At 71.7% G+C, this 21214-nt stretch carries 20 protein-coding genes and 1 pseudogene; 18 read left to right on the forward strand and 3 right to left on the reverse strand.

Annotated features, from left to right (window positions below):
- Position 1: 1 nt before the first annotated feature.
- Together BMY07_RS14985 and BMY07_RS14990 are read left to right on the forward strand one after the other, a co-directional pair.
- Positions 2-1132 carry a glycosyltransferase family 4 protein gene (locus BMY07_RS14985; protein WP_092778656.1) on the forward strand — a complete coding sequence of 377 codons (1131 nt, stop codon included), beginning with the start codon at positions 2-4 and terminating at the stop codon, positions 1130-1132.
- Entirely contained in the window at positions 1129-2088 is a 960-nt protein-coding gene (locus BMY07_RS14990) for an NUDIX hydrolase (protein WP_245782393.1), read from the forward strand. Before BMY07_RS14985 ends, BMY07_RS14990 begins: the two co-directional genes overlap by 4 nt.
- Positions 2089-2318: 230 nt before the next feature.
- Here the strand turns inward: BMY07_RS14990 and BMY07_RS14995 are convergent.
- Positions 2319-4307, reverse strand: a pseudogene (locus BMY07_RS14995) (elongation factor G-like protein EF-G2); the annotation flags it as partial.
- Positions 4308-4596: 289 nt separating this feature from the next.
- Between BMY07_RS14995 and pdxS the strand changes: the two are divergent.
- Positions 4597-5520 (forward strand): pyridoxal 5'-phosphate synthase lyase subunit PdxS, encoded by a 924-nt coding sequence (gene pdxS, locus BMY07_RS15000; protein ID WP_092778658.1) that lies wholly within the window; start codon positions 4597-4599, stop codon positions 5518-5520.
- A 49-nt stretch (positions 5521-5569) separates the two neighbouring features.
- Here the strand turns inward: pdxS and BMY07_RS15005 are convergent, their stop codons facing one another.
- Positions 5570-6127 carry a helix-turn-helix domain-containing protein gene (locus tag BMY07_RS15005; RefSeq protein ID WP_245782394.1) on the reverse strand — a complete coding sequence of 186 codons (558 nt, stop codon included), beginning with the start codon at positions 6125-6127 and terminating at the stop codon, positions 5570-5572.
- Between the two features lie 76 nt (positions 6128-6203).
- Here BMY07_RS15005 and BMY07_RS15010 point away from each other — a divergent pair, with 76 nt between their 5' ends.
- The 6 genes from BMY07_RS15010 to BMY07_RS15035 all read left to right on the forward strand — a co-directional run bounded on the left by BMY07_RS15010 (position 6204) and on the right by BMY07_RS15035 (position 9782).
- Complete coding sequence (locus BMY07_RS15010) at positions 6204-6977, forward strand: AzlC family ABC transporter permease (RefSeq protein ID WP_092778660.1); 774 nt, start codon at positions 6204-6206, stop codon at positions 6975-6977.
- A complete protein-coding gene (locus BMY07_RS15015; RefSeq protein ID WP_092778662.1) occupies positions 6974-7282 on the forward strand; it encodes an AzlD domain-containing protein in 309 nt (102 codons plus the stop codon). Before BMY07_RS15010 ends, BMY07_RS15015 begins: the two co-directional genes overlap by 4 nt.
- Positions 7283-7338: 56 nt before the next feature.
- Positions 7339-7986 carry a pyridoxal 5'-phosphate synthase glutaminase subunit PdxT gene (pdxT, locus tag BMY07_RS15020; protein WP_092778664.1) on the forward strand — a complete coding sequence of 216 codons (648 nt, stop codon included), beginning with the start codon at positions 7339-7341 and terminating at the stop codon, positions 7984-7986.
- An 18-nt stretch (positions 7987-8004) separates the two neighbouring features.
- Complete coding sequence (locus BMY07_RS15025; RefSeq protein ID WP_092778666.1) at positions 8005-8754, forward strand: YebC/PmpR family DNA-binding transcriptional regulator; 750 nt, start codon at positions 8005-8007, stop codon at positions 8752-8754.
- A 66-nt stretch (positions 8755-8820) separates the two neighbouring features.
- On the forward strand, positions 8821-9330 hold the full coding sequence (locus tag BMY07_RS15030; protein WP_092778667.1) for a DUF4262 domain-containing protein: 510 nt from the start codon (positions 8821-8823) through the stop codon (positions 9328-9330).
- Positions 9327-9782: a GNAT family N-acetyltransferase gene (locus BMY07_RS15035; protein WP_092778668.1), complete on the forward strand. Its 456-nt coding sequence runs from the start codon at positions 9327-9329 to the stop codon at positions 9780-9782. The genes BMY07_RS15030 and BMY07_RS15035 overlap by 4 nt, the downstream gene beginning before the upstream one ends.
- Here the strand turns inward: BMY07_RS15035 and BMY07_RS15040 are convergent.
- Positions 9763-10197, reverse strand: a complete 435-nt coding sequence (locus BMY07_RS15040; RefSeq protein ID WP_092778669.1) for a cupin domain-containing protein — start codon at positions 10195-10197, stop codon at positions 9763-9765. The two genes, BMY07_RS15035 and BMY07_RS15040, sit on opposite strands and share 20 nt — an antisense overlap.
- A gap of 92 nt (positions 10198-10289) precedes the next feature.
- On the opposite strand from BMY07_RS15040, the gene BMY07_RS15045 reads away from it, so the two are divergent.
- From BMY07_RS15045 to BMY07_RS15085, 9 genes are all read left to right on the forward strand, one after another.
- Complete coding sequence (locus BMY07_RS15045) at positions 10290-11996, forward strand: metallophosphoesterase family protein (RefSeq protein ID WP_092778670.1); 1707 nt, start codon at positions 10290-10292, stop codon at positions 11994-11996.
- Positions 11997-12071: 75 nt separating this feature from the next.
- Positions 12072-12674: a crossover junction endodeoxyribonuclease RuvC gene (gene ruvC, locus BMY07_RS15050; protein WP_092778671.1), complete on the forward strand. Its 603-nt coding sequence runs from the start codon at positions 12072-12074 to the stop codon at positions 12672-12674.
- The gene (gene ruvA, locus BMY07_RS15055) at positions 12671-13267 is read left to right on the forward strand and encodes a Holliday junction branch migration protein RuvA (protein WP_092778673.1); all 597 of its coding nucleotides are present in this window, start codon (positions 12671-12673) and stop codon (positions 13265-13267) included. The genes ruvC and ruvA overlap by 4 nt, the downstream gene beginning before the upstream one ends.
- On the forward strand, positions 13267-14322 hold the full coding sequence (ruvB, locus tag BMY07_RS15060; RefSeq protein WP_092778675.1) for a Holliday junction branch migration DNA helicase RuvB: 1056 nt from the start codon (positions 13267-13269) through the stop codon (positions 14320-14322). The genes ruvA and ruvB overlap by 1 nt, the downstream gene beginning before the upstream one ends.
- 126 nt (positions 14323-14448) lie before the next feature.
- Complete coding sequence (yajC, locus tag BMY07_RS15065; RefSeq protein WP_092778677.1) at positions 14449-14808, forward strand: preprotein translocase subunit YajC; 360 nt, start codon at positions 14449-14451, stop codon at positions 14806-14808.
- 203 nt (positions 14809-15011) lie between these two features.
- Positions 15012-16853: a protein translocase subunit SecD gene (gene secD / locus BMY07_RS15070; protein WP_092778678.1), complete on the forward strand. Its 1842-nt coding sequence runs from the start codon at positions 15012-15014 to the stop codon at positions 16851-16853.
- A 5-nt stretch (positions 16854-16858) separates the two neighbouring features.
- A complete protein-coding gene (secF, locus tag BMY07_RS15075) occupies positions 16859-18106 on the forward strand; it encodes a protein translocase subunit SecF (RefSeq protein ID WP_092779102.1) in 1248 nt (415 codons plus the stop codon).
- Entirely contained in the window at positions 18103-18630 is a 528-nt protein-coding gene (locus tag BMY07_RS15080; protein WP_245782395.1) for an adenine phosphoribosyltransferase, read from the forward strand. The genes secF and BMY07_RS15080 overlap by 4 nt, the downstream gene beginning before the upstream one ends.
- A gap of 227 nt (positions 18631-18857) precedes the next feature.
- Positions 18858-21152: a RelA/SpoT family protein gene (locus tag BMY07_RS15085; RefSeq protein ID WP_092779106.1), complete on the forward strand. Its 2295-nt coding sequence runs from the start codon at positions 18858-18860 to the stop codon at positions 21150-21152.
- Positions 21153-21214: the final 62 nt, after the last annotated feature.

Raw genomic sequence — 21214 nt, forward strand, 5'->3', positions numbered from 1 at the left:
CATGAGGGTCGGCATCGTCTGCCCGTACTCCTTCGACGTGCCCGGCGGCGTCCAGGCGCACGTGCTGGACCTGGCCAGGGCGCTGCGCGGGCTCGGCCACGAGGTCGACGTGCTCGCCCCGGCCGACGAGGACACCCCGCTGCCGGACTTCGTCCAGCCCGCCGGGCGCGCCGTGGGCATCCCGTACAACGGGTCGGTGGCGCGGCTGTCGTTCGGCCCGGTGTCCTACGCGCGCGTGCGCCGGTGGGTCCGCGAGCACGACTTCGACGTGCTGCACCTGCACGAACCGACCGCGCCGAGCCTGTCGATGCTGGCCATGGTGGTCGCCGACGGCCCGATCGTGGCCACCTTCCACACCTCGACGCCGCGCTCGCGCACGCTCAGCGCGTTCCAGTCGGTGCTGCGGCCGTTCCTGGAGAAGATCACCGCCAGGATCGCGGTGTCCGCGCTGGCCAGGCGGGTGCAGGTGGAGCACCTCGGCGGCGACGCGGTCGAGATCCCCAACGGCGTCGACGTGGGGTTCTTCCGCGACGCCGACCCGCTGCCCGGCTACCCCCGCGCGGGCGGCACGGTCGGCTTCGTCGGCCGCTACGACGAGCCGCGCAAGGGCATGCCGGTGCTGCTCGACGCACTGAACCTGCTGCTCGACGACCGGCCGGACCTGCGGCTGGTGGTGGTCGGCCGCGGCGACGAGGCCGACCTGCGGCGCGCGGCCGGACCGCGCCTCGCCGACCGGATCGACCTGCTCGGCCAGGTGGACGACGCGGACAAGGCGCGCATGCTCAGCAGCGTGGACGTCTACTGCGCCCCGAACCTGGGCGGGGAGAGCTTCGGGATCATCCTGACCGAGGCGATGGCCGCCGGTGCCGCGGTGGTGGCCAGCGACCTCGACGCGTTCCGCCGGGTCCTCGACGACGGCCGCGCGGGGGTGCTGACCCCGGTGGGGGAGCCCGCGGGACTGGCCGCCGGGCTGCGGTCCGTGCTGGACGACCGGGCCAGGCGGGACACCCTCGTGCTGGAGGGGGAGCGGCGGGTCGCCGCGTACGACTGGTCGGTGGTCGCCGCGCAGGTCCTGCGGGTCTACGAGCAGGCCGTCGCGGCGGATCCACGCGGTGTGGGGGAGGTGCCGTGACCGCCTGGGTGGTGGTGTTGGCGGCCATGGCGCTGCTGGTCCTCATCGGCATCTGGCTGGTCGGAACCGCCAACCGCCTCGACCGCCTGCACGTGCGCACCGACGCTGCCTGGGCCGCCCTCGACGCCGCCCTGGCCCGCCGCGCCGTCGTGGCCCGCGCCGTCTCCGGCGGCATCGACCCACCCCCCGGCGACCACCTCCGCGTCCTGGCCGACCGAGCCGAACACGCCCCCCGCCCCGACCGCGAACCCGCCGAGAACGCCCTCACCAGAGAACTCGCCACCGTAGACCGCCGCGACCTCCCCCTCACCCTCGTCGCCGAACTCGCCGACGCCGAGCACCGAGTGATAATCGCCCGCCGAGTCCACGGCGACGCAGTCCGCGACACCCTCGCATTGCGCCGCCGCCGCGTCGTCCGCTGGCTCAAACTCGCAGGCACCGCGCCCAGCCCGGAGTACCTGGAGATCGCGGAGCCATCCTTGTCGGAGGACGTCCCCCGACCTGCCGCGCGGGTGATCCTGCGTGATCGGGATGGGCGAGTGCTGCTGTTCCGGGGCCACGATCCTGCGCGCGTGGATGACGTGTACTGGTTCACGCCTGGGGGAGGGGTGGAGGCGGGGGAGGACCTGCGCACGGCTGCGCTGCGGGAACTGCTTGAGGAGACCGGGGTGGTGCCGGACTCCCTTGTGGGTCCCGTGTGGCGACGGCGGGTGGCGTTCAGTTTCGCTGGGCGGAGCTATGACGGGGAGGAGTGGTTCTTCCTCGCTTCGCTGCCGGATGGGTCTGCTGTGGACACTTCGGGGTTCACGGAACTGGAGTCGGCGACTATCGGTGAGCATCGGTGGTGGTCGTCGGAGGAACTGCTGGCCACCTCGGAGACGGTGTACCCGGTGCAGTTCGCCGAGCTCTTGCCGAGCTTGTCCACATGGGACGGGACCCTTCGACCGGTCCGGTAGCACGGCCGACGTTGGCCCCCACCCGGCCTTCACGATCGTTGGTCCCAATACGCCCCTCCCAGGCGTTGGTCCCCACGTGCCCCTCTGAAACGTTGGCCGAACAACGCCCCATCGAGCCGGCTTGGCACCAGCGGATCCGAGGAGCGCGTGGTCGGCCAACGTCTGCGAGGGGCACGTGGGGACCAACGTCTGAGAGGGGCGCGTTGGGGCCAACGTCTGTGAAGGCTGCCCTAACTGGCGGGTAGTGGGTCGAAGCGGGAAAACGAGCGGTTGAAGCTGCCCGCCCCAGAAGTCAGTGACCGCAGGTCGATCGCATAACGCACAAGCGCCGTCGCGGGGATCTCCGACTGGATGGTCGTGTGGCCGGAGTCGTCCGTGGTCGTGCCGAGGACTCGACCTCGGCGGGCGGAAAGGTCACCCAGGACAGGGCCCAGGTGGTCGTCAGGAATAGTGATGTGAACTTCGTCCACAGGCTCCAACACGGCGATCCGGGCCTTCTCCGCGGCGTCGCGGATGGCTAGGGCGGCGGCGGTTTGGAAGGCGGTGTCGGAGGAGTCGACGGTGTGGGATTTGCCGTCTACGAGGGTTACCCGGACGTCTACCACGGGGTGGCCGTCGCGGAGGCCTCGGGCCAGTTGGGCGCGGACGCCCTTTTCGACGCTGCCGATGAACTGGTGTGGGACGGACCCGCCGACAACTCGGTCGACGAACTCGACGCCGGTGCCTGTGGGAAGTGGCTCGACCTCCACGTCGCACACCGCGTACTGCCCGTGCCCGCCTGACTGCTTCACGTGCCGACCGTGCCCCCGCGCGGGCGTCGCGAACGTCTCCCGCAGCGTCACCCGCACCGGCTCGGTGTCCACATCGGCCCCACCCGCGCGCAGCCGGTCGAGGACGACGTCCGCGTGCGCCTCGCCCATGCACCACAACACCAACTGGTGCGTCTCCGGGTTGCGCTCCGTCCGCAGCGTCGGGTCGCCCGCGACCAGTCGGGACAGGTTGCGCGCCATGGTGTCCTCGTCGCTGCGGGTCTTCGCGGTGACGGCGACCGGCAGCAGTGGCTCCGGCATCGCCCACGGCGCCATCAGGATCGGGTCCTCCGGCGCCGACACCGTGTCCCCGGTCTCCGCCGAGCCGACCTTGGTCACCGCGCACAGGTCACCGGCCACGCAGTACGGCACCTCCCGCAGCGCCGCGCCCAGCGGCGAGTACACGTGCGCGACCCGTTCGTCGGTGTCGTGGTCCTCGTGGCCGCGGTCGGCCAGTCCGTGCCCGGAGACGTGCACCGCGCGTTCCGGGCGCAGCGTCCCGGAGAACACCCGGACCAGTGACACCCGACCGACGTACGAGTCGACCGCGGTGCGCACCACCGCCGCGGCCAGCGGTCCGTCCGGGTCGGCGGTGATCGCCGGGTGCGCGTGCCCGGCGGGGTCGGTCACCCCGGGCAGCCGGTGTTCCAGCGGCGACGGGAACGCCCTGGTCAGCGCGTCGAGCAGGGCCGCGACCCCCAGGCCGGACAGCGCGCACACCGGGAACACCGGGTGGAACGCGCCGCGCGCCACGGCCGTCTCCAGGTCCGCGGTGATCGTCGCCGGGTCGATCTCCTCGCCCGCCAGGTAGCGGTCCATCAGGGACTCGTCCTCGCTCTCGGCGATGATCCCCTCCAGCAGCTCCGCCCGCGCCACCTCGGCCACCTCGTCCAGGGGCGCCGGTTCGCCGCCGACCCACCGCTGGGTGATCAAGCCGAGCAGCCCGTCGCCCACCGGCAGGTACACCGGCAGCACGTTGGTGCCGAATGCGTCCTGGCAGGCGGCGAGCTCGGCGGCGAAGTCGGCGCGCGCGTGGTCGAGCCGGGCGATCACCAGCGCCCTGGGCATGCCGACCGCCGCGCACTCCGCCCACAGCGCCGTGGTGGCCGCGTCGACCCCCTCCGCGGCGCTGACCACGAACAGCGCCGCGTCCGCCGCCCGCAGCCCGGCCCGCAGCTCACCCACGAAGTCGGCGTACCCGGGGGTGTCGATCAGGTTGACCTTCACCCCGTCGTGCAGCAGCGGGGCCACCGCCAGCCCCACCGACCGCTGCTGGCGCACCGCGGCCGGGTCGTGGTCGCACACCGTCGTGCCCTCGGTGACCGACCCGGCCCTGCCCAGCACCCCCGACGCCGCCAGCAGCGCCTCGGTGAGCGTGGTCTTCCCGGCCCCGGACGGCCCGACCAGCGCGATGTTGCGGACCTTCGCCGGGTCGCTCACCACGACCCCGGACTCGGGTTGACCGTTCTCGGAGTGCTTCGACCCCATGGCGCCCACCTCCCTCGGTCGGGGGGCCGCCGGGGCTCCCCATCGGCTGTCTGTGTCCGATCTCACACCGCCTCCGCCGAACGGACAACCCCATGGCCGAAGTGGTCTTTCGAGATAGCCCTCGATTGGCCGCCTTGATCGGACCACCTGGGACGTAACCTGTGGTCAGCGCCGTTGCCCGGCGCGACGACTCGACCCGAGAGGCCGCACCGTGTCCGACGCCAGCACCGCCCCCAAGCACGCCGCCACCGCCCCGGAAACCGGCACCACGCGGGTCAAGCGCGGCATGGCCGAGATGCTCAAGGGCGGCGTGATCATGGACGTGGTCGACGCCAGGCAGGCCAAGATCGCCGAGGACGCGGGTGCCGTCGCGGTCATGGCCCTGGAGCGGGTGCCCGCCGACATCCGCACCCAGGGCGGCGTGGCCAGGATGAGCGACCCCGACCTGATCGACGGGATCATCGCGGCGGTCTCCATCCCGGTGATGGCCAAGGCCCGCATCGGCCACTTCGTCGAGGCGCAGGTCCTGCAGTCGCTCGGCGTGGACTACATCGACGAGTCCGAGGTGCTCACCCCGGCCGACTACGCCAACCACATCGACAAGTGGGCGTTCACCGTGCCCTTCGTCTGCGGCGCGACCAACCTGGGCGAGGCGCTGCGCCGGATCACCGAGGGCGCGGCGATGATCCGCTCCAAGGGCGAGGCGGGCACCGGCGACGTCTCCAACGCCACCACCCACATGCGCAAGATCCGCGCCGAGATCAAGCGGCTGTCCTCGCTGCCCACCGACGAGCTCTACGTCGCGGCCAAGGAGCTGCAGGCGCCCTACGACCTGGTCGTCGAGGTCGCGCGCACCGGCAAGCTGCCGGTCGTGCTGTTCACCGCGGGCGGCATCGCCACCCCGGCCGACGCGGCGATGATGATGCAGCTGGGCGCCGAGGGCGTGTTCGTCGGCTCGGGCATCTTCAAGTCCGGCAACCCCGAGCAGCGCGCCGAGGCCATCGTCAAGGCCACCACCTTCCACGACGACCCCGACGTCATCGCCAAGGTCAGCCGTGGTCTCGGTGAGGCCATGGTCGGCATCAACGTCGAGGGCATCGCCGAGCCGCACCGGTTGGCGGAACGCGGCTGGTGATCCTGGGGGTGTGCTGGATCGGGCACGGGGTCCGATCCAGCGCCACCCGCTAGACGTGCTCGGAGACCATCGCGGCCATGGTGCCCCCGGTCAGCGCCTCGAACACGTGCGGCAGGTCGCCCGGGTAGGAGACGTAGTCGCCCGGCTCGATGGTGACCGGGTCGTCGGTGAGGCCGACCAGGGCGCGTCCGGTGCACAGCACGACGTGTTCGACGACGCCGGGGGAGTGCGGGGCGGACTCGCGCGTGCTGCCCGGTTCCGCGGTGATCAGGTACAGGTCGCGGCGGGCGTGCGGTGGGCACGAGGCGAGCAGCGTGGCGATGTACGAGGCGCGTTCGGAGAACACGGCGGGCCCCTCGCCCGCACGGATGACCTGGACGCGCGGTTGGGGCGGTTCGACGAGCCTGCTGAACGGCACGTTCAGCGCGACGCTGAGCGCCCACAGCGTCTCCACGCTGGGGTTGCCCGAGCCGGACTCCAGCTGCGACAGCGTCGACTTGGCCACCCCGGCCCGCTTGGCCAGCTCGCTGAGCGAGAGCCCGACTCGCTCGCGTTCGCGGCGCAGGGACCGGGCGATGACCTCCAGCGGGGCTCCGCGCTGCTCCACCAACACTCTCCGTTCGCTACGACGAACAAAGCGTTCGCCTTGACGAACGCGCCTGAGGTGTTCATGATACTGGACTATGCGTTCGATATGGCGAACCCTCGATCCCGGCCTCTGGCGGGGCGTGCTGGCCATCGCGGTCGCCGCGGCGGTCAACGGGGCCTCGTTCGGCGCGATCGCGGTCGCGGCGGGCAACCCGCTGTGGGTGCCGGTCGCGATGTCCGTGCTGGTCTTCGCGGGCGGCTCGCAGTACATGGCGGTCGGCGTGGTCGCCTCCGGTGGCAGCCCGATCGCGGCGGTCATCGGTGGCCTGGTGCTCAACGCCCGGCACCTGCCGTTCGGCCTCGCGATCGGCGACGTGGTGGGCAAGAGCCTGCCCGCCCGGCTGGTGGGCAGCCACCTGCTGGTCGACGAGTCGGTCGCCTTCGCCATGGCGCAGAAGGACCCGGAGCGCGCCAAGGCCGCCTACTGGGCCTGCGGCGGATCGCTGTTCGTCGCCTGGAACCTCGGCGTGTTCGGCGGGTCGCTGGCGGGCTCGCTGGTCAGCGACCCGAACGCGCTCGGCCTGGACGCGGTCTTCCCCGCGGTCATGCTGGCCCTGGTCCTGCCCGCGCTCAAGGAGGCGGGCAAGCTGCGGCCCGCCCTGCTCGGCGCCGCCATCGCCCTGGCCGCCACCCCGTTCCTGCCGCCGGGCGTGCCCGTGCTGCTCGCCCTGGCCGGACTCCTGGCCGTGCCCCGCCACAACGGGACCGGGGCTGCCGGGACCACGGAGACTGCCGGGGCTGCTGAGACTGCCAGGACTGGCGGGACTGGCGGGACCGCTGAGGCCGGACCGAAGGGGGCGACGGCGTGACCATCGTGCCGATCCTGGTGCTCGCCCTGGGCACCTTCGCCTTCCGCTTCGGCGGGACCCTGCTGCGCGACCGGATCACCCTGTCGCAGCGGGTCAGGGACCTGCTGGCCACCGGCGCCGTCGTGCTGCTGGTCGCGCTCATCGCCACCAGCGCGCTGGCCAAGGGCCACGACTTCGCAGGGTGGGCACTGCCCGCCGGGGTCGCCGTCGGCGGGCTGCTGGCCTGGCGCAAGGCCCCGTTCGTCGTCGTGGTGATCGCCGCCGCCGCGACCACCGCACTGCTTCGCCTGGCCGGGGTGGCCTGACCCGACCCCCGACCGGGCTCATTACCCTGGGTCGGGAAACGAGGGAGGACCAACCAGTGTCCGCGCAACGACCGCTCATCGGCGTGCTCGCCCTGCAGGGCGACGTCCGGGAGCACTCCGCCGCGCTCGAGGCGGGCGGCGCCGAGGTGATCACCGTCCGCCGCGAGTCCGAGCTGGCCGAGGTGGACGGCCTGGTGCTGCCCGGCGGGGAGTCGACGACCATCTCCCGGCTGCTGGCGACCTTCGACCTGCTCGACCCGCTGCGCGCCAGGCTCGCCGCAGGCCTCCCCGCCTACGGCTCCTGCGCCGGGCTCATCCTGCTCGCCGAGAAGGTCATCGACGGCAGGCCCGACCAGCACCAGCTCGGCGGCCTCGACGTGATCGTGCGGCGCAACGCCTTCGGCAGGCAGGTCGACTCGTTCGAGGAAGACCTCCAGGTCACGGGGGTCGACGGGCCCCCGGTGCACGCCGTGTTCATCCGCGCGCCCTGGGTCGAGTCGGCCGGTCCGACCGTCGAGGTGCTGGCCAGGGTGCCCGACAGCCAGGCGGCGGGAGCGGCCGCCGGTAGGATCGTCGCCGTTCGGCAGGGCAACGTGCTGGCCACCTCGTTCCACCCGGAGCTGACCGGTGACGCGCGCGTGCACCGCCTGTTCGTGGACATGGTCCGTGCGGCCGGGGTCCGCGGGCGCACAACCGAGAGCTGAGCCATTGACGGAGGACCGATGAGCGGCCATTCAAAGTGGGCGACGACCAAGCACAAGAAGGCCGCCCTGGACGCCAAGCGGGGCAAACTGTTCGCCAAGCTGATCAAGAACGTGGAGGTGGCGGCGCGCACCGGCGGCGGTGACCCCGACGGCAACCCCACCCTCTTCGACGCGATCCAGAAGGCGAAGAAGAACTCCGTCCCGCAGGACAACATCGAGCGCGCCCGCAAGCGCGGCGGCGGCGAGGAGGCGGGCGGCGCCGACTGGCAGACGATCATGTACGAGGGCTACGGCCCCAACGGCGTCGCGGTGCTCATCGAGTGCCTCACCGACAACCGCAACCGCGCCGCCGGCGAGGTCCGCACCGCGATGACCCGCAACGGCGGCAACATGGCCGACCCGGGCTCGGTGGCGTACATGTTCAACCGCAAGGGCGTCGTGGTGCTGCCCAAGAACGGCCTGTCCGAGGACGACGTGCTCGGTGCCGTGCTGGACGCGGGCGCCGAGGACGTCAACGACCTCGGCGAGAACTACGAGATCGTGTCCGAGCCGACCGACCTGGTCGCCGTCCGCACCGCCCTGCAGGGCGCCGGGTACGACTACGAGTCCGCCGACGCCAGCTTCGTCCCCTCGGTCACCGTCGCCCTCGACGCCGATGGCGCCCGCAAGATCTTCAAGCTGATCGACGCCCTCGAGGACTCGGACGACGTGCAGAACGTGTACGCGAACTTCGACCTCTCGGACGACGTGCTCGCCGAGATCGACTAGGCGTTGTTCTCCGGGGCCCGGGTTTCTCGCCCGGGCCCCGTTTCGGTCCCCACCGAGGAGTCGCCCGTGCCGCTGGATGACATCAGCGACGACCAAGCCGCGCTGCGCGAGTGGCTGCTCAAGACCGCCGACGAGAGCGGCCACGCCGTCATCCAGGTGCCCGGCGACGAACACGGCTCCCCGTACGCGTTCACGGTGGGAGCCTGGCGCCGGTTCGGCGCGCCCGAGGCGATCGTCATCGGCCTGCCGGTCGACATGAACCAGCCCCTGCTCGACGCGTACGTTCGGCGTGCGTCGGAGGGTGAGCGGTTCTTCCCCGGTCTGCCCTACCTGGACTTCTTCGAAGGCACGCCGGTAGTCGTCGAGCGGGTGAACCAGGACTTCTACCCGCTGCTCGGTAGCGCCCTCTTGCTCTACCCGTCCGGTCAGTTCCCGGCCGTGCAGATCATCGTGGCCACCCCTGACGGCCACTTCCCGTGGAGCCACCAGGCCCCCGAGGGCTTCGCCGAGTGGCAGCCCGTCCTCACCGAAAGCGGCCTGCCCGAGAGCTGGCGCCCCGGCATCGACGGCCCATGACCATCCGTCTCGCCCCGCTGCGCCCAGAGGACGTCGGTGAAGCTCTTACCGTCCAGCGCTCCGCTTACGTGTCCGAGGCCCAGCGCTACCACCAACCTCTTATCCCGCCGCTGGTAGAGACCCTGGACCAGTTCCGCGCCGACCTCCGCATCGCGATCGGCGCCTGGTCCGGCACCCGCCTGGTCGGCAGCGTCCGCGGCCGGGTCGACGGCACCCGCATGGAGATCGCCCGCTTCTCCGTCGCACTCGACTTCCAGGGCGCGGGCGTCGGCCGAGCCCTGCTGGCGGCGGTCGAGGCAGCCGCCCCACCGGAGATCACCCGCTTCTGGCTGATCACCGGCGCCGCCAGCCACGACAACCAGCGCCTCTACCGCGCCGCGGGCTACCTCCCGGCGGGCGAGCGCGACGACGTCGTCGGCATCCGCCTGCTGATCATGGAGAAGCCGCGCTGAGCAACCGCGCCAGCCCGGCCGGCAGGGCATCGGGGACGCCGAACTCGACCGCGGCGTCGGTGTAGGGCGGGACCACGACCGTGCCGACCAGCGACCACGTCGCGGTCTCGGACGCCTGCCAGGTGCCTGCCGGGACCAGCAACTGGGGGCGCTCACCGGCGGCGACGTCCGGGCCGAGCCGGTGGGCCCGGTAGCCGTCCGGTCCGATGAGGTGCGTGATCAGCGGGGCGCCCGCGTGGTGGACGTAGAGCTCGGGCCGGTCGAGGCGGTGCCACGCCGAGAACTCCGGGTGTTCGAGCAGGTAGTAGATCGCCGAGAACGTGTCGTCCGCCCACGACCTGGCCCAGCGCCCACCTTCCACCGGTAGCGGTGACAGGCCGAGCGCGGCGGTGTAGGCGGCTACGGGATCGCTCATGGTCTCAGCGTAGGAAGCCTGCCCGTTCGGTCCTCCCGCCTGCGGCGAACCGCCGGTTACGATCTTCTCCCCGGTAGCGAGAGGCGGGTCCGGTGGCTGAACCAGAGCGTCCGCGTCCGGCGGCGTTGACCGAGGCGGAGTTGGGGTTCTCGCCGCGGGCGGCGGTGCGGTGGTTGGCGCCCAGGGTGTTGTTCACCACCGGGATCCAGTCGGCGTTGGCGACGATCTTCGGGTCCTACGCCGACAAGCGGGAGATCCAGGGCAGTCTGCGGGTCCGGGAGCACGCGCACGAGGACGCCGAGTGGGTCGACTTCGTCGCCGACCTCGGTGACGGCTTCCACGCGACCCACTCCGTCGCCCAGTTGCTCGCCGCGGACGAGCTGGCCGTCGATGGTCACGACCTGCCGCGCGGCAAGGTGCTGGTCATGGGTGGTGACGAGGTCTACCCGTACGCGTCGACCACCGACTACGAGGACCGGACTAAAGGGCCATACCGAGCCGCGCTACCGCTGACCGAAAACGGTTCCCCCACCCTGTTCGCCTTGCCCGGCAACCACGACTGGTACGACGGCCTTACCGCGTTCCTGCGGGTCTTCGCCCAAGGACGCTGGTTCGGCGGTTGGGCTACCGAGCAGACCCGCTCCTACTTCGCCATCAAGCTCCCGCACAACTGGTGGCTGCTGGCCATAGACACCCAGTTCGACGACTACGTCGACGCGCCGCAGCTGGAGTACTTCCGCGAAGCCACCGCGGACATGGCCGAGGGCGACGGGGTCATCCTGTGCACGTCCAAACCGGCCTGGGTGGACGCGGGGTCCGGCGGTAGGACAAACGGTTACGACACCATCGAGTTCTTCGACCGCGAGATCGTCCGCTCCAAGGGCGCCGAGACCCGGGTCATGCTCTCCGGCGACAAGCACCACTACGCCCGGTTCGCCGAACGGGACGACAAACCCCGGCAGCGCATCACCTGCGGCCTCGGCGGCGCCTACCTCGCGGCGACCCACGAGCTGCCGGAGCTGTTGTGCCTGCCGCCCGCCAACTCCCGCGTCCGCGCGCCCTCACCACCGGCCTTCTACGACCTGGAGTCCCGCTACCCCGATGTCGACACCTCCAGGCGGTTCGCCCGTGGCATCCTCCGCCTGCCGTGGCGCAACCCCGGCTTCTGGGGACTGACAGGCGGCTTCCAGACGGTCATGACCCTGGCCGTCCTCTACGGCTTGGTGCAGACCGACATCGGCGCCAAGGGCTTCTTCGGTCTGGTCGCGAGCTGGGCACCCGCCGTCGTCGTCGGACTCGTCCTCGTGCTGGGCGGTCTCGGCTTCGCCAGGTTGGGCAACCCGCACAGGGTCGGCCTAGCCAGGCTCTTCGGCATCTTGCACGCGGCAGGACACTTAGGACTAGCGGTCGGTTGGTCCTACGTCGTGATCTGGCTCTATACCGACGTTTTCCCCGATGGCGCCGCCCAGGACTGGGGCACGCTGCTCGTCGTCGCCCTCGGCACCCCGCTGCTGATCGGCTTCCTCGACGCCGAACTCGTCGCCTGCTACCTGATGCTCGCCAGCCGCGCGGGCATCAACCTCAACGAGGTCATGGCGGGCCAGAGCATCGAGGACCACAAGGGCTTCCTCCGGATCAGGATCGACGCCGAGGGCCTGACCATCTACCCCATCCGGCTCGACCGCGTCTGCCGCGACTGGACCGCCCAACCGGGCGCGGGCCGCACCCACCCGTGGTTCACCCCCGCCACCCCGCTCGAACCGCACCTGATCGAGCAGCCGATCCGCGTGTCGCGGTGATCGGGAGCGGCCGCACGCCATAGGCTCTCGAACGAGTGTTCGCGAAGCGGTGGCAGCGGTGGGGAGAAGAAGACGGTGCGCGTGCTGGGCGTCGACCCTGGCCTGACCCGGCTCGGTGTCGCGGTCGTCGACGGCGGCACGGGCCGCGCGGTCCGGGCGGTCGCGGTGGACGTGGTCCGCACCCCGGTCGACGACGAGCTGGCGGTCCGGCTGCTCAAGGTCTCCGACGCCATCGAGGCCTGGCTGGAGCGGCACCGCCCCGACGTCGTCGCCATCGAGCGGGTGTTCAGCCAGCACAACGTGCGCACCGCGATGGCCACCGCGCAGGCGGCCGGGGTCGTCGCGCTCGCCGCGGCCCGCCGCGACCTGCCGGTCATGTTCCACACCCCCAGCGAGGTGAAGGCCGCCGTCACCGGATCGGGGCGGGCGGACAAGGCCCAGGTGACACTCATGGTGACCAAGCTGCTCGGGCTGACCGCGGCGCCCAAGCCTGCCGACGCCGCCGACGCGCTGGCCCTGGCCATCTGCCACCTGTGGCGGGCGCCGGTGCGCAACCGGATGGCCGAGGCCGAGGCGAGGGCGGCCGAGCTGGCCCGCAACCACCGTGCGAGGCTGGCCGCCGCCCGCAGACTGGAAGCGGGTCGACGGCGGAGCACGGGCAAGGCGGTGAGCGAGTGATCTCCTCGGTACGGGGCACGGTGGCCTCGATCGGTCTCGACCACGCGGTGGTGGAGGTGGGCGGCGTCGGGTTCGCCGTCCAGGCCACCCCGCACACCCTGGCCACGCTGCGCCGCGGCGACGAGGCCGCGCTGGCCACCGCCCTGGTGGTCCGCGAGGACTCGCTGACCCTCTTCGGCTTCGCCGACACCGAGGCCCGCGACCTGTTCTGGCTGCTGCAGACCGTCTCCGGCATCGGACCCCGGCTGGCCCTGGCCACCCTCGCCGTGCTCGAACCCGCGCAGCTGCGCGCGGCGCTGGCCGACAGCAACATCACCGTGCTCACCCAGGTCCCCGGCATCGGCCGCAAGGGCGCCGAGCGGCTCAGCATCGAGCTGCGCGACAAGGTCGGCGCGCTCGTGGGCACCGGCGACGCCCCGGTCGCCCCCGCCGCGGGCCAGGTCCGCGGCTCGGTGGTCGAGGCCCTGGTCGGCCTCGGGTTCCCGGTCAAGCAGGCCGAGCAGACCGTCGACACCGTGCTCGCCGCCGACGCGGGCGCCGACACCGCCGCCGTGCTGCGCCAGTCGCTGGCCACCCTCGGGCGCAAGCGCTGATGACCGAGCACGACGAACCCGAGTGGGGCGACCTGTCGCCCCTGGTCGCGCCGGGGGAGCGGGACGACGAGACCTCGCTGCGCCCGCGCACCCTCGACGAGTTCGTCGGCCAGCCCCGGGTCCGCGAGCAGCTGCAACTGGTGCTCCAAGGCGCGACCAGGCGCGGCGCCCCACCCGACCACGTGCTGCTCTCCGGCCCGCCCGGCCTGGGCAAGACCAGCCTCGCCATGATCATCGCCGCCGAGCTGGGCAGGCCTATCCGGATCACCTCCGGCCCCGCCCTCGAACGCGCGGGCGACCTCGCCGCGATGCTGTCGAACCTGGTCGAGGGCGAGGTCATGTTCATCGACGAGATCCACCGCATCGCCCGCCCCGCCGAGGAGATGCTGTACCTGGCGATGGAGGACTTCCGGGTCGACGTGGTGGTCGGCAAGGGCCCCGGCGCCACCTCCATCCCGCTCGAGATCGCCCCGTTCACCCTGGTCGGCGCCACCACCAGGTCCGGGTCGCTGACCGGACCGCTGCGCGACCGCTTCGGCTTCACCGCGCACATGGAGTTCTACGTCCCCGAGGACCTGGAACTGGTGCTGCGCCGCTCGGCGGTGATCCTGGGCGTCGACCTGCGCCCGGACGGCGCCGAGGAGATCGCGGGCCGCTCCCGGGGCACCCCCCGCATCGCCAACCGGCTGCTGCGCCGGGTCCGCGACTACGCCGAGGTCCGCTCCGACGGCGCCGTCGACCGGGCCACCGCCCGCGCCGCGCTGGAGGTCTACGACGTCGACGAGCTCGGCCTCGACCGGCTCGACCGGGCCGTGCTCACCGCGCTCGTCCGCTCCTTCGGCGGCGGCCCGGTCGGCGTCGCCACCCTCGCCGTCGCGGTCGGCGAGGAGCAGACCACCGTCGAGGAAGTCTGTGAGCCCTACCTCGTCCGCGCGGGCATGCTCGCGCGGACGCCGCGGGGCCGCGTCGCGACCGCCCTCGCCTGGTCCCACCTGGGCCTCACCGCCCCAACCGATGCCCCCGGCTGGGCTGCGCCTACCCTGTTCTCCGAGTGACCGCACGCACACGGGTCGATCAGCCGAGCCGCACCGGGTCCCCGCGACCTGGCAGACTCGAGGACGACAACCCGAACAAACGGATGTTTCGCACCGGGTGGCGCGCCGCCCCGTGGATGGAGTGACATGAACCAGGCCCTGCTCCCCCTGCTGCTCATCGCCGTCCTGGCGATCCCGCTGATCCTGGGCTCCCGCCGCCAGAAGAAGATGGTGGCCCAGCAGCAGGAGCTGCAGAACTCGCTGACCGTCGGCGACCGGGTGATGACCACCTCCGGCCTCTACGGCACCGTTTCCGACATCTCCGACGACGCCAGCATCGGCATCGAGATCGCCCCCGGCGTGGAGACCGTCTGGCTGCGCCAGGCGATCCGCGAGAAGGTCGGCCCGGACGTCATCGACGAGGACGACGACGCCACCGAGCTGACCGGCGAGCACGAGTCGATCCCGGCCGACGACGCCTCCGAGTCGGGCAAGCCGAAGAACTGAATCGCCCGGGTTCGGCAGTTCGGCGCCCGAGGCGCGGGGCACGACGTGAGGCATGCAACACTGAGTTGACCCCGCAGGCGCTACGCTGCGCCCTCACCCGCTAGAGCGAACGGGTGCGGGCGCAGTGTCATGACCACCTATCGCGGCGCGCACGTCAACCAGATCCGTGCGCGGCCCGCGCGACTCGAGGAGACGGACCGACCGTGGCACCACCGGTTGGGCAGATCCGCCCAGGACGCTATTTGGCGTTCTTCGTAGCAATCGTCGCTGTCCTCTACACGCTGGTGTTCGCCACCGGCGACCACCGGGCGGTGCCCAAACTGGGCATCGACCTGCAGGGGGGCACCCGGGTCGCGCTGACCGCGCGCACGGAGACCGGCGAGCCGCCGTCGAAGGAGTCGCTGAACGTCTCCCGCGAGATCATCGACACGCGGGTCAACGGCACCGGCGTGCAGGGCGCGGAGGTGGTGCTCGACGGCAGCACCATCGTCATCACCGTCCCCGGCGAGAACGGCGAGAAGGCCAAGGACCTCGGTCAGACCGCGCAGCTGCGGTTCCGCCCGGTGGTCGGCTCCGTCGCCGCGCAGGCCCAGCCGCAGCCCTCGACCGAGCCGCAGCCGTCGGTCACCGGCTCCGCGCCGCCGACCCCGACCTCGGGCGCGCCGACCTCCGGCGCCCCCGCCTCCGGGGCCCCCAGCTCGACGGTCGCCCCGCAGGGCCGCCCGGCGCCCGCGCCGGCGCAGCAGCCCTCCAGCGGCGCGCCCGCGGCGACCACCACCGCGGCGCCCCCGGCGACGACCTCGGCGGCCACCCCGCCGCCCGCCGACAACCCGTGCACGCAGTACACCGCCCTGCTCGCGGACCCGAAGGCCGAGACGCCCGCCCTGATCAGCGCGGGCAAGAAGTGCCGCCAGGCCCCCACCCTCGCCCCGAGCAAGGGCGCCGACGGTGCCGAGGTCCCCGCCGACCAGGCGCTGCAGCAGGCCGCGCTCGCGGCGCTGGACTGCGCGCCGGGCAAGAAGGACCCGCTGGTCGGCAACGACGACAAGTCGCTGCCGCTGGCCGCCTGCGACCAGGACGGGGTGGAGAAGTTCATCCTCGGCCCGTCGTTCCTGGAGGGCACCGAGATCAACAACGCCACCTCGCAGCTCGACCCGCAGGGCGTCGGCTACGTGGTGAGCATCAGCTTCAAGGCCACCGGCTCGAAGGTCTGGTCGGAGTACACCGCCTCGCACGTGCAGGAGCGCGCCGCGTTCGTGCTCGACACCCAGGTCGTGTCCGCGCCCACCATCCAGGGCGCCATCAACGGTGACACCCAGATCACCGGCGGCCAGGGCGGCTTCAAGCAGGCCGAGGCGATGAAGCTGGCCAACGTGCTCAAGTTCGGCTCGCTGCCGCTGTCGTTCGAGCCCTCCGAGGCCGAGACCGTGTCGGCCACGCTGGGCATCGCCTCGCTGGAGGCGGGCCTCATCGCGGGCGCCATCGGCCTGGCCCTGGTGTTCCTCTACTGCCTGGTCTACTACCGGCTGCTCGGCCTGCTCACGATCCTGTCGCTGGTGCTCTCCGGCGTGATCGTCTACGCGGTGCTGGTGCTGCTCGGCCGCTGGATCGGCTACAGCCTCGACCTGCCCGGCGTCGCCGGTCTGATCGTGGCGGTCGGCTTCACCGCGGACTCGTTCGTGATCTTCTTCGAACGGCTCAAGGACGAGATCCGGGAGGGCCGCTCGTTCCGCTCCGCGGTCCCCCGCGCCTGGGTCCGGGGTCGGCGCACGATCCTGTCCGCGGACGCGGTGCTCTTCCTCGCCGCCGCCGTGCTCTACGTGCTCGCCGTCGGCCAGGTCCGCGGCTTCGCGTTCACCCTGGGCATCTCCACGGTGCTCGACCTGATCGTGGTGTTCCTGGTGACCCACCCGCTGGTGGCGGTCGCCTCGAAGTCCAAGTTCCTGTCCAGCCCCAAGCTCTCCGGCCTCGGCTCCACGCAGCGCTCCGCGGTCGCCCAGCGCGCCGCGCGGGTCCCCGCTGGCACCGCCGCGAAGGAAGTGTGACGACCGTGTCCACCAACGAGACCCCAGCCGAGAAGAAGGCACCCGTCAGCGCGACCGGCGATGTCGTCGTCGGCGGCAAGCACAGCGTCTTCGAGCGGCTCTACACCGGCACCGGCGCCTTCGACATCGTCGGCAAGCGCAAGCGCTGGTACGTGATCTTCGGGATCCTGATGCTGGTCTGCCTCGGGTCGGTGATCTTCCGCGGCTTCAACCTCGGCATCGACTTCGAGGGTGGCACCAAGATCTCCATGCCCGCGGTCAGCGCGAGCGGCGAGATCTCCACCGACCGGGTGACGGAGGTGTTCACCAAGACCCTCAACGCCGAGCCGTCCGCGGTGCAGAAGGTCGGCGCGGGCACCAACTCCACCATCCAGATCAAGTCGGAGTCGCTCAGCGTCGCCCAGGTCACCTCGCTCAAGCAGGCGCTGTTCACCGAGCTCAAGCCGCAGTCGCCGACCGGGGAGTCCAGCCCGGCGCAGATCAGCGACAGCGCGGTCTCGGGCACCTGGGGCGGGGAGATCTCCCGCCAGGCGCTCATCGCGCTGATCGTGTTCCTGGTGCTGGTCACGATCTTCCTGGCGCTGTACTTCGAGAAGTGGATGGCCGTCGGCGCGCTGGCCGCGCTGGTGCACGACGTCATCTTCACCGCGGGCGTCTACTCGATCGTCGGCTTCGAGGTCACCCCGGCCACGGTGATCGGTTTCCTCACCATCCTCGGCTTCTCCCTCTACGACACCGTCGTGGTGTTCGACAAGGTCAAGGAGAACACCCGGGGCCTGCTGGGGCTGACCAGGCGCACCTACGCCGAGGCGGCCAACCTCGCGGTCAACCAGACCCTGATGCGCTCGATCAACACCTCGCTGATCGCGCTGCTGCCGGTCATCGGCCTGCTCGTGGTCGGCGTCGGCCTGCTCGGCGTGGGCACGCTCCAGGACCTGGCGCTGGTGCAGCTGGCGGGCATGCTCGCCGGTGTGCTCTCGTCGATCTACCTGGCCACCCCGATCCTGGTGGACCTGAAGATGACCGAGCCCAAGTTCAAGGAGCAGGCCAAGCGCGTGGAACTGCGCCGCGCCAACGCCGCCCGCCGCCAGGAGGCCGCCGCCGAGCTCGACCTCGACGACCCCGACGCGGTGGACGCCGAGGTGCGCCGCGAGCGCGCCTACGCGGTCGCCAGCAGCGTCCCGGCCCGCACCCCCAAGGCCACCGACGCCCGCCGCGGCACCGCCCGCCCCAGCGGCAAGAAGCGTCGTTGACCACTGCCACACCGCTGAACAGGGCGCTCGGTCTCATCCGGGAAGTCACCGACTTCCCCGAGCCGGGCGTCCTGTTCCGTGATCTGACCCCTCTGCTCGCCGACGGCGCCGCCTTCCGCGCGGTCATCGACGCCCTCGCCGCCGCGGTACCACCCGACGTGGACGCCGTGGTCGCCCTGGAAGCCCGCGGCTTCCTCTTCGGCGCCGCCCTGGCCGCGTCGCACGGCCTCGGCGTCGTCCCCATCCGCAAACCCGGCAAACTCCCCGCCGTCGCCGACCAGGTCACCTTCGACCTGGAGTACGGCTCTGCCACCTTCGAACTCCCCGCCGACACCCTGCACCCCGGCAGGCGGGTGCTCGTGGTGGACGACGTCCTCGCGACCGGCGGCACCCTGGCCGCAGCGGCAGGCCTGGTGCGGCGCGCTGGGGCCGAGGTCGCCGGTGCGGTGGTGGTCCTGGAACTCGCCGCACTGGGTGGCCGAGCCCGAGCCGGGGTACCGGTGGAGGCACTGGCCGTGCTCTGAGGACCGTCCGGGTCGGCTGGTGCGGGGGCTGAGCCGGGCGGTCGGTGTGATCTTCGGTTGCCCGGTCGTCATTCGGCGTTCACCGTCTCCAGGGGGCGCTTCGTCGCCCCACTGCCCGGTCACCGGGGGATTCGGAGTTATTCTCGGTACCCGGGCCACGGTGGTGACCCGGTCGACGTGCGCCGCGGACGGCGGACCGACTGCCGGGAGCATGGGTGACCAATGACGTGAGGGCGCAGGCGGAGGCGGCGGCCGCCCCCGCCGCCGAGGGTGAGCCGGGGCGCTCGGCGACCCGGCGGGTGCGCTCGCGGCTGGCCAGGCGGATCACCGCCCAGCGGGCGGCCCCGGTCAAGCAGGTGCTCGAGCCGCTGGCCGTCGTGCACCGCGAGCTGCACCCGAAGGCCGACCTCGGGCTGCTGCAGCACGCCTACGACGTGGCTGAGGAGATGCACCGCAGCCAGCGGCGCAAGTCCGGCGACCCGTACATCACCCACCCGCTGGCCGTCGCCACCATCCTCGCCGAGCTGGGCATGGACACCACGACGCTGGTCGCGGCGCTGCTGCACGACACCGTCGAGGACACCGAGTACTCCATCGAGCGGCTGCGCGCCGACTTCGGCGACGAGGTCGCGCACCTGGTCGACGGCGTCACCAAGCTGGACAAGGTGCAGCTGGGCACCGCGGCGGAGGCCGAGACCATCCGCAAGATGGTCATCGCGATGGCCCGCGACCCCCGGGTGCTGGTGATCAAGCTCGCCGACCGGCTGCACAACATGCGCACCATGCGGTTCCTGCCGCCGGAGAAGCAGGCCAAGAAGGCCCGCGAGACGCTGGAGGTGCTGGCCCCGCTGGCGCACCGGCTGGGCATGGCCACCGTCAAGTGGGAGCTGGAGGACCTGGCCTTCGCCATCCTGCAGCCCAAGAAGTACGACGAGATCGTGCGGCTGGTGGCCAACCGGGCGCCCTCGCGCGACACCTACCTCAAGACCGTGATCGGGCAGCTCGGCGCGGACCTGGAGGGCTCGCGGATCGCCGCCAAGGTCGAGGGCAGGCCCAAGCACTACTACTCGATCCACCAGAAGATGATCGTGCGCGGCCGCGACTTCGACGACATCCACGACCTGGTCGGGGTGCGGATCCTGGTCGACGACGTGCGCGACTGCTACGCGGCGATGGGCGTGGTGCACGCGCTGTGGCAGCCGATGCCCGGCCGGTTCAAGGACTACATCGCCCAGCCCCGCTTCGGGGTGTACCAGTCGCTGCACACCACGGTGATCGGGCCGGACGGCAAGCCGCTGGAGGTGCAGATCCGCACCCACGAGATGCACCGCACCGCCGAGTACGGCATCGCGGCGCACTGGCGGTACAAGGAGACCAAGGGCACCCACGCCGGTGTCGACGTCGACGAGATGGCCTGGATGCGGCAGCTGCTGGACTGGCAGCGGGAGGCCGCCGACCCCGGCGAGTTCCTGGAGTCGCTGCGCTACGACCTGGCGACCCGCGAGATTTTCGTGTTCACCCCCAAGGGCGATGTGGAGACGCTGCCCGCCGGGTCGACGCCGGTCGACTTCGCCTACGCCGTGCACACCGAGGTCGGGCACCGCTGCATCGGCGCGCGGGTCAACGGCCGCCTGGTGGCGCTGGAGCGCAAGCTGGAGAACGGCGAGGTCGTCGAGATCTTCACCTCGAAGGCCGAGGGCGCGGGACCCAGCCGCGACTGGCTCGCCTTCGCCGCCTCGCCGAGGGCCAGGGCGAAGATCAAGCAGTGGTTCGCCAAGGAGCGCAAGGAAGAGGCGATCGAGGCGGGCAAGGACTCGATCACCAAGGAGGTGCGCCGGGTCGGGCTGCCCATGCAGCGGCTCGTGTCGGCCGACTCGGTGACCGCGCTGGCCCGCGAACTGCGCTACCCGGAGGTCAGCTCGCTCTACGCCGCGGTCGGCGAGGGCCACATCTCCGCGCGGCACGTGGTGCAGCGCCTGGTCGCGCTGCTCGGCGGGGTCGACCACGCCGAGGAGGAACTGGCCGAGCGGGCCACGCCGTCCACCATCACCCGCAGGCGCAGCTCCGGCGACGCCGGGGTGATCGTCAAGGACGCCACCGACGTGTGGATCAAGCTGGCCCGCTGCTGCACCCCGGTCCCCGGCGACGACATCCTCGGCTTCGTCACCCGCGGCGGCGGCGTCAGCGTCCACCGCACCGACTGCACCAACGCCGACGAACTGCTCAGCACCCCCGAGCGGCTGCTGCCGGTGGAGTGGGCGCCATCGGAGTCGTCGGTGTTCCTGGTCGCCATCCAGGTCGAGGCCCTCGACCGGCACCGCCTGCTCTCCGACGTCACCAAGGTCCTGGCCGACGAGAAGGTCAACATCCTGTCGGCCTCCGTCACCACCTCCCGCGACCGGGTGGCGGTCAGCCGCTTCTCCTTCGAGATGGGCGACCCGAAGCACCTGGGACACGTGCTCAAGGCTGTCCGCAGCGTGGAAGGCGTCTACGACGTCTACCGGGTTACCTCGGCCTCTTAGGCGTCTGACGACAAGTCCGCGTCGGTGCGAGGGCCTACGTTGGAACACGTGAAGACTCTGAG

The sequence above is a fragment of the Actinokineospora terrae genome (assembly GCF_900111175.1).
In the GTDB taxonomy this organism is placed as follows: Bacteria; Actinomycetota; Actinomycetes; order Mycobacteriales; family Pseudonocardiaceae; genus Actinokineospora; species Actinokineospora terrae.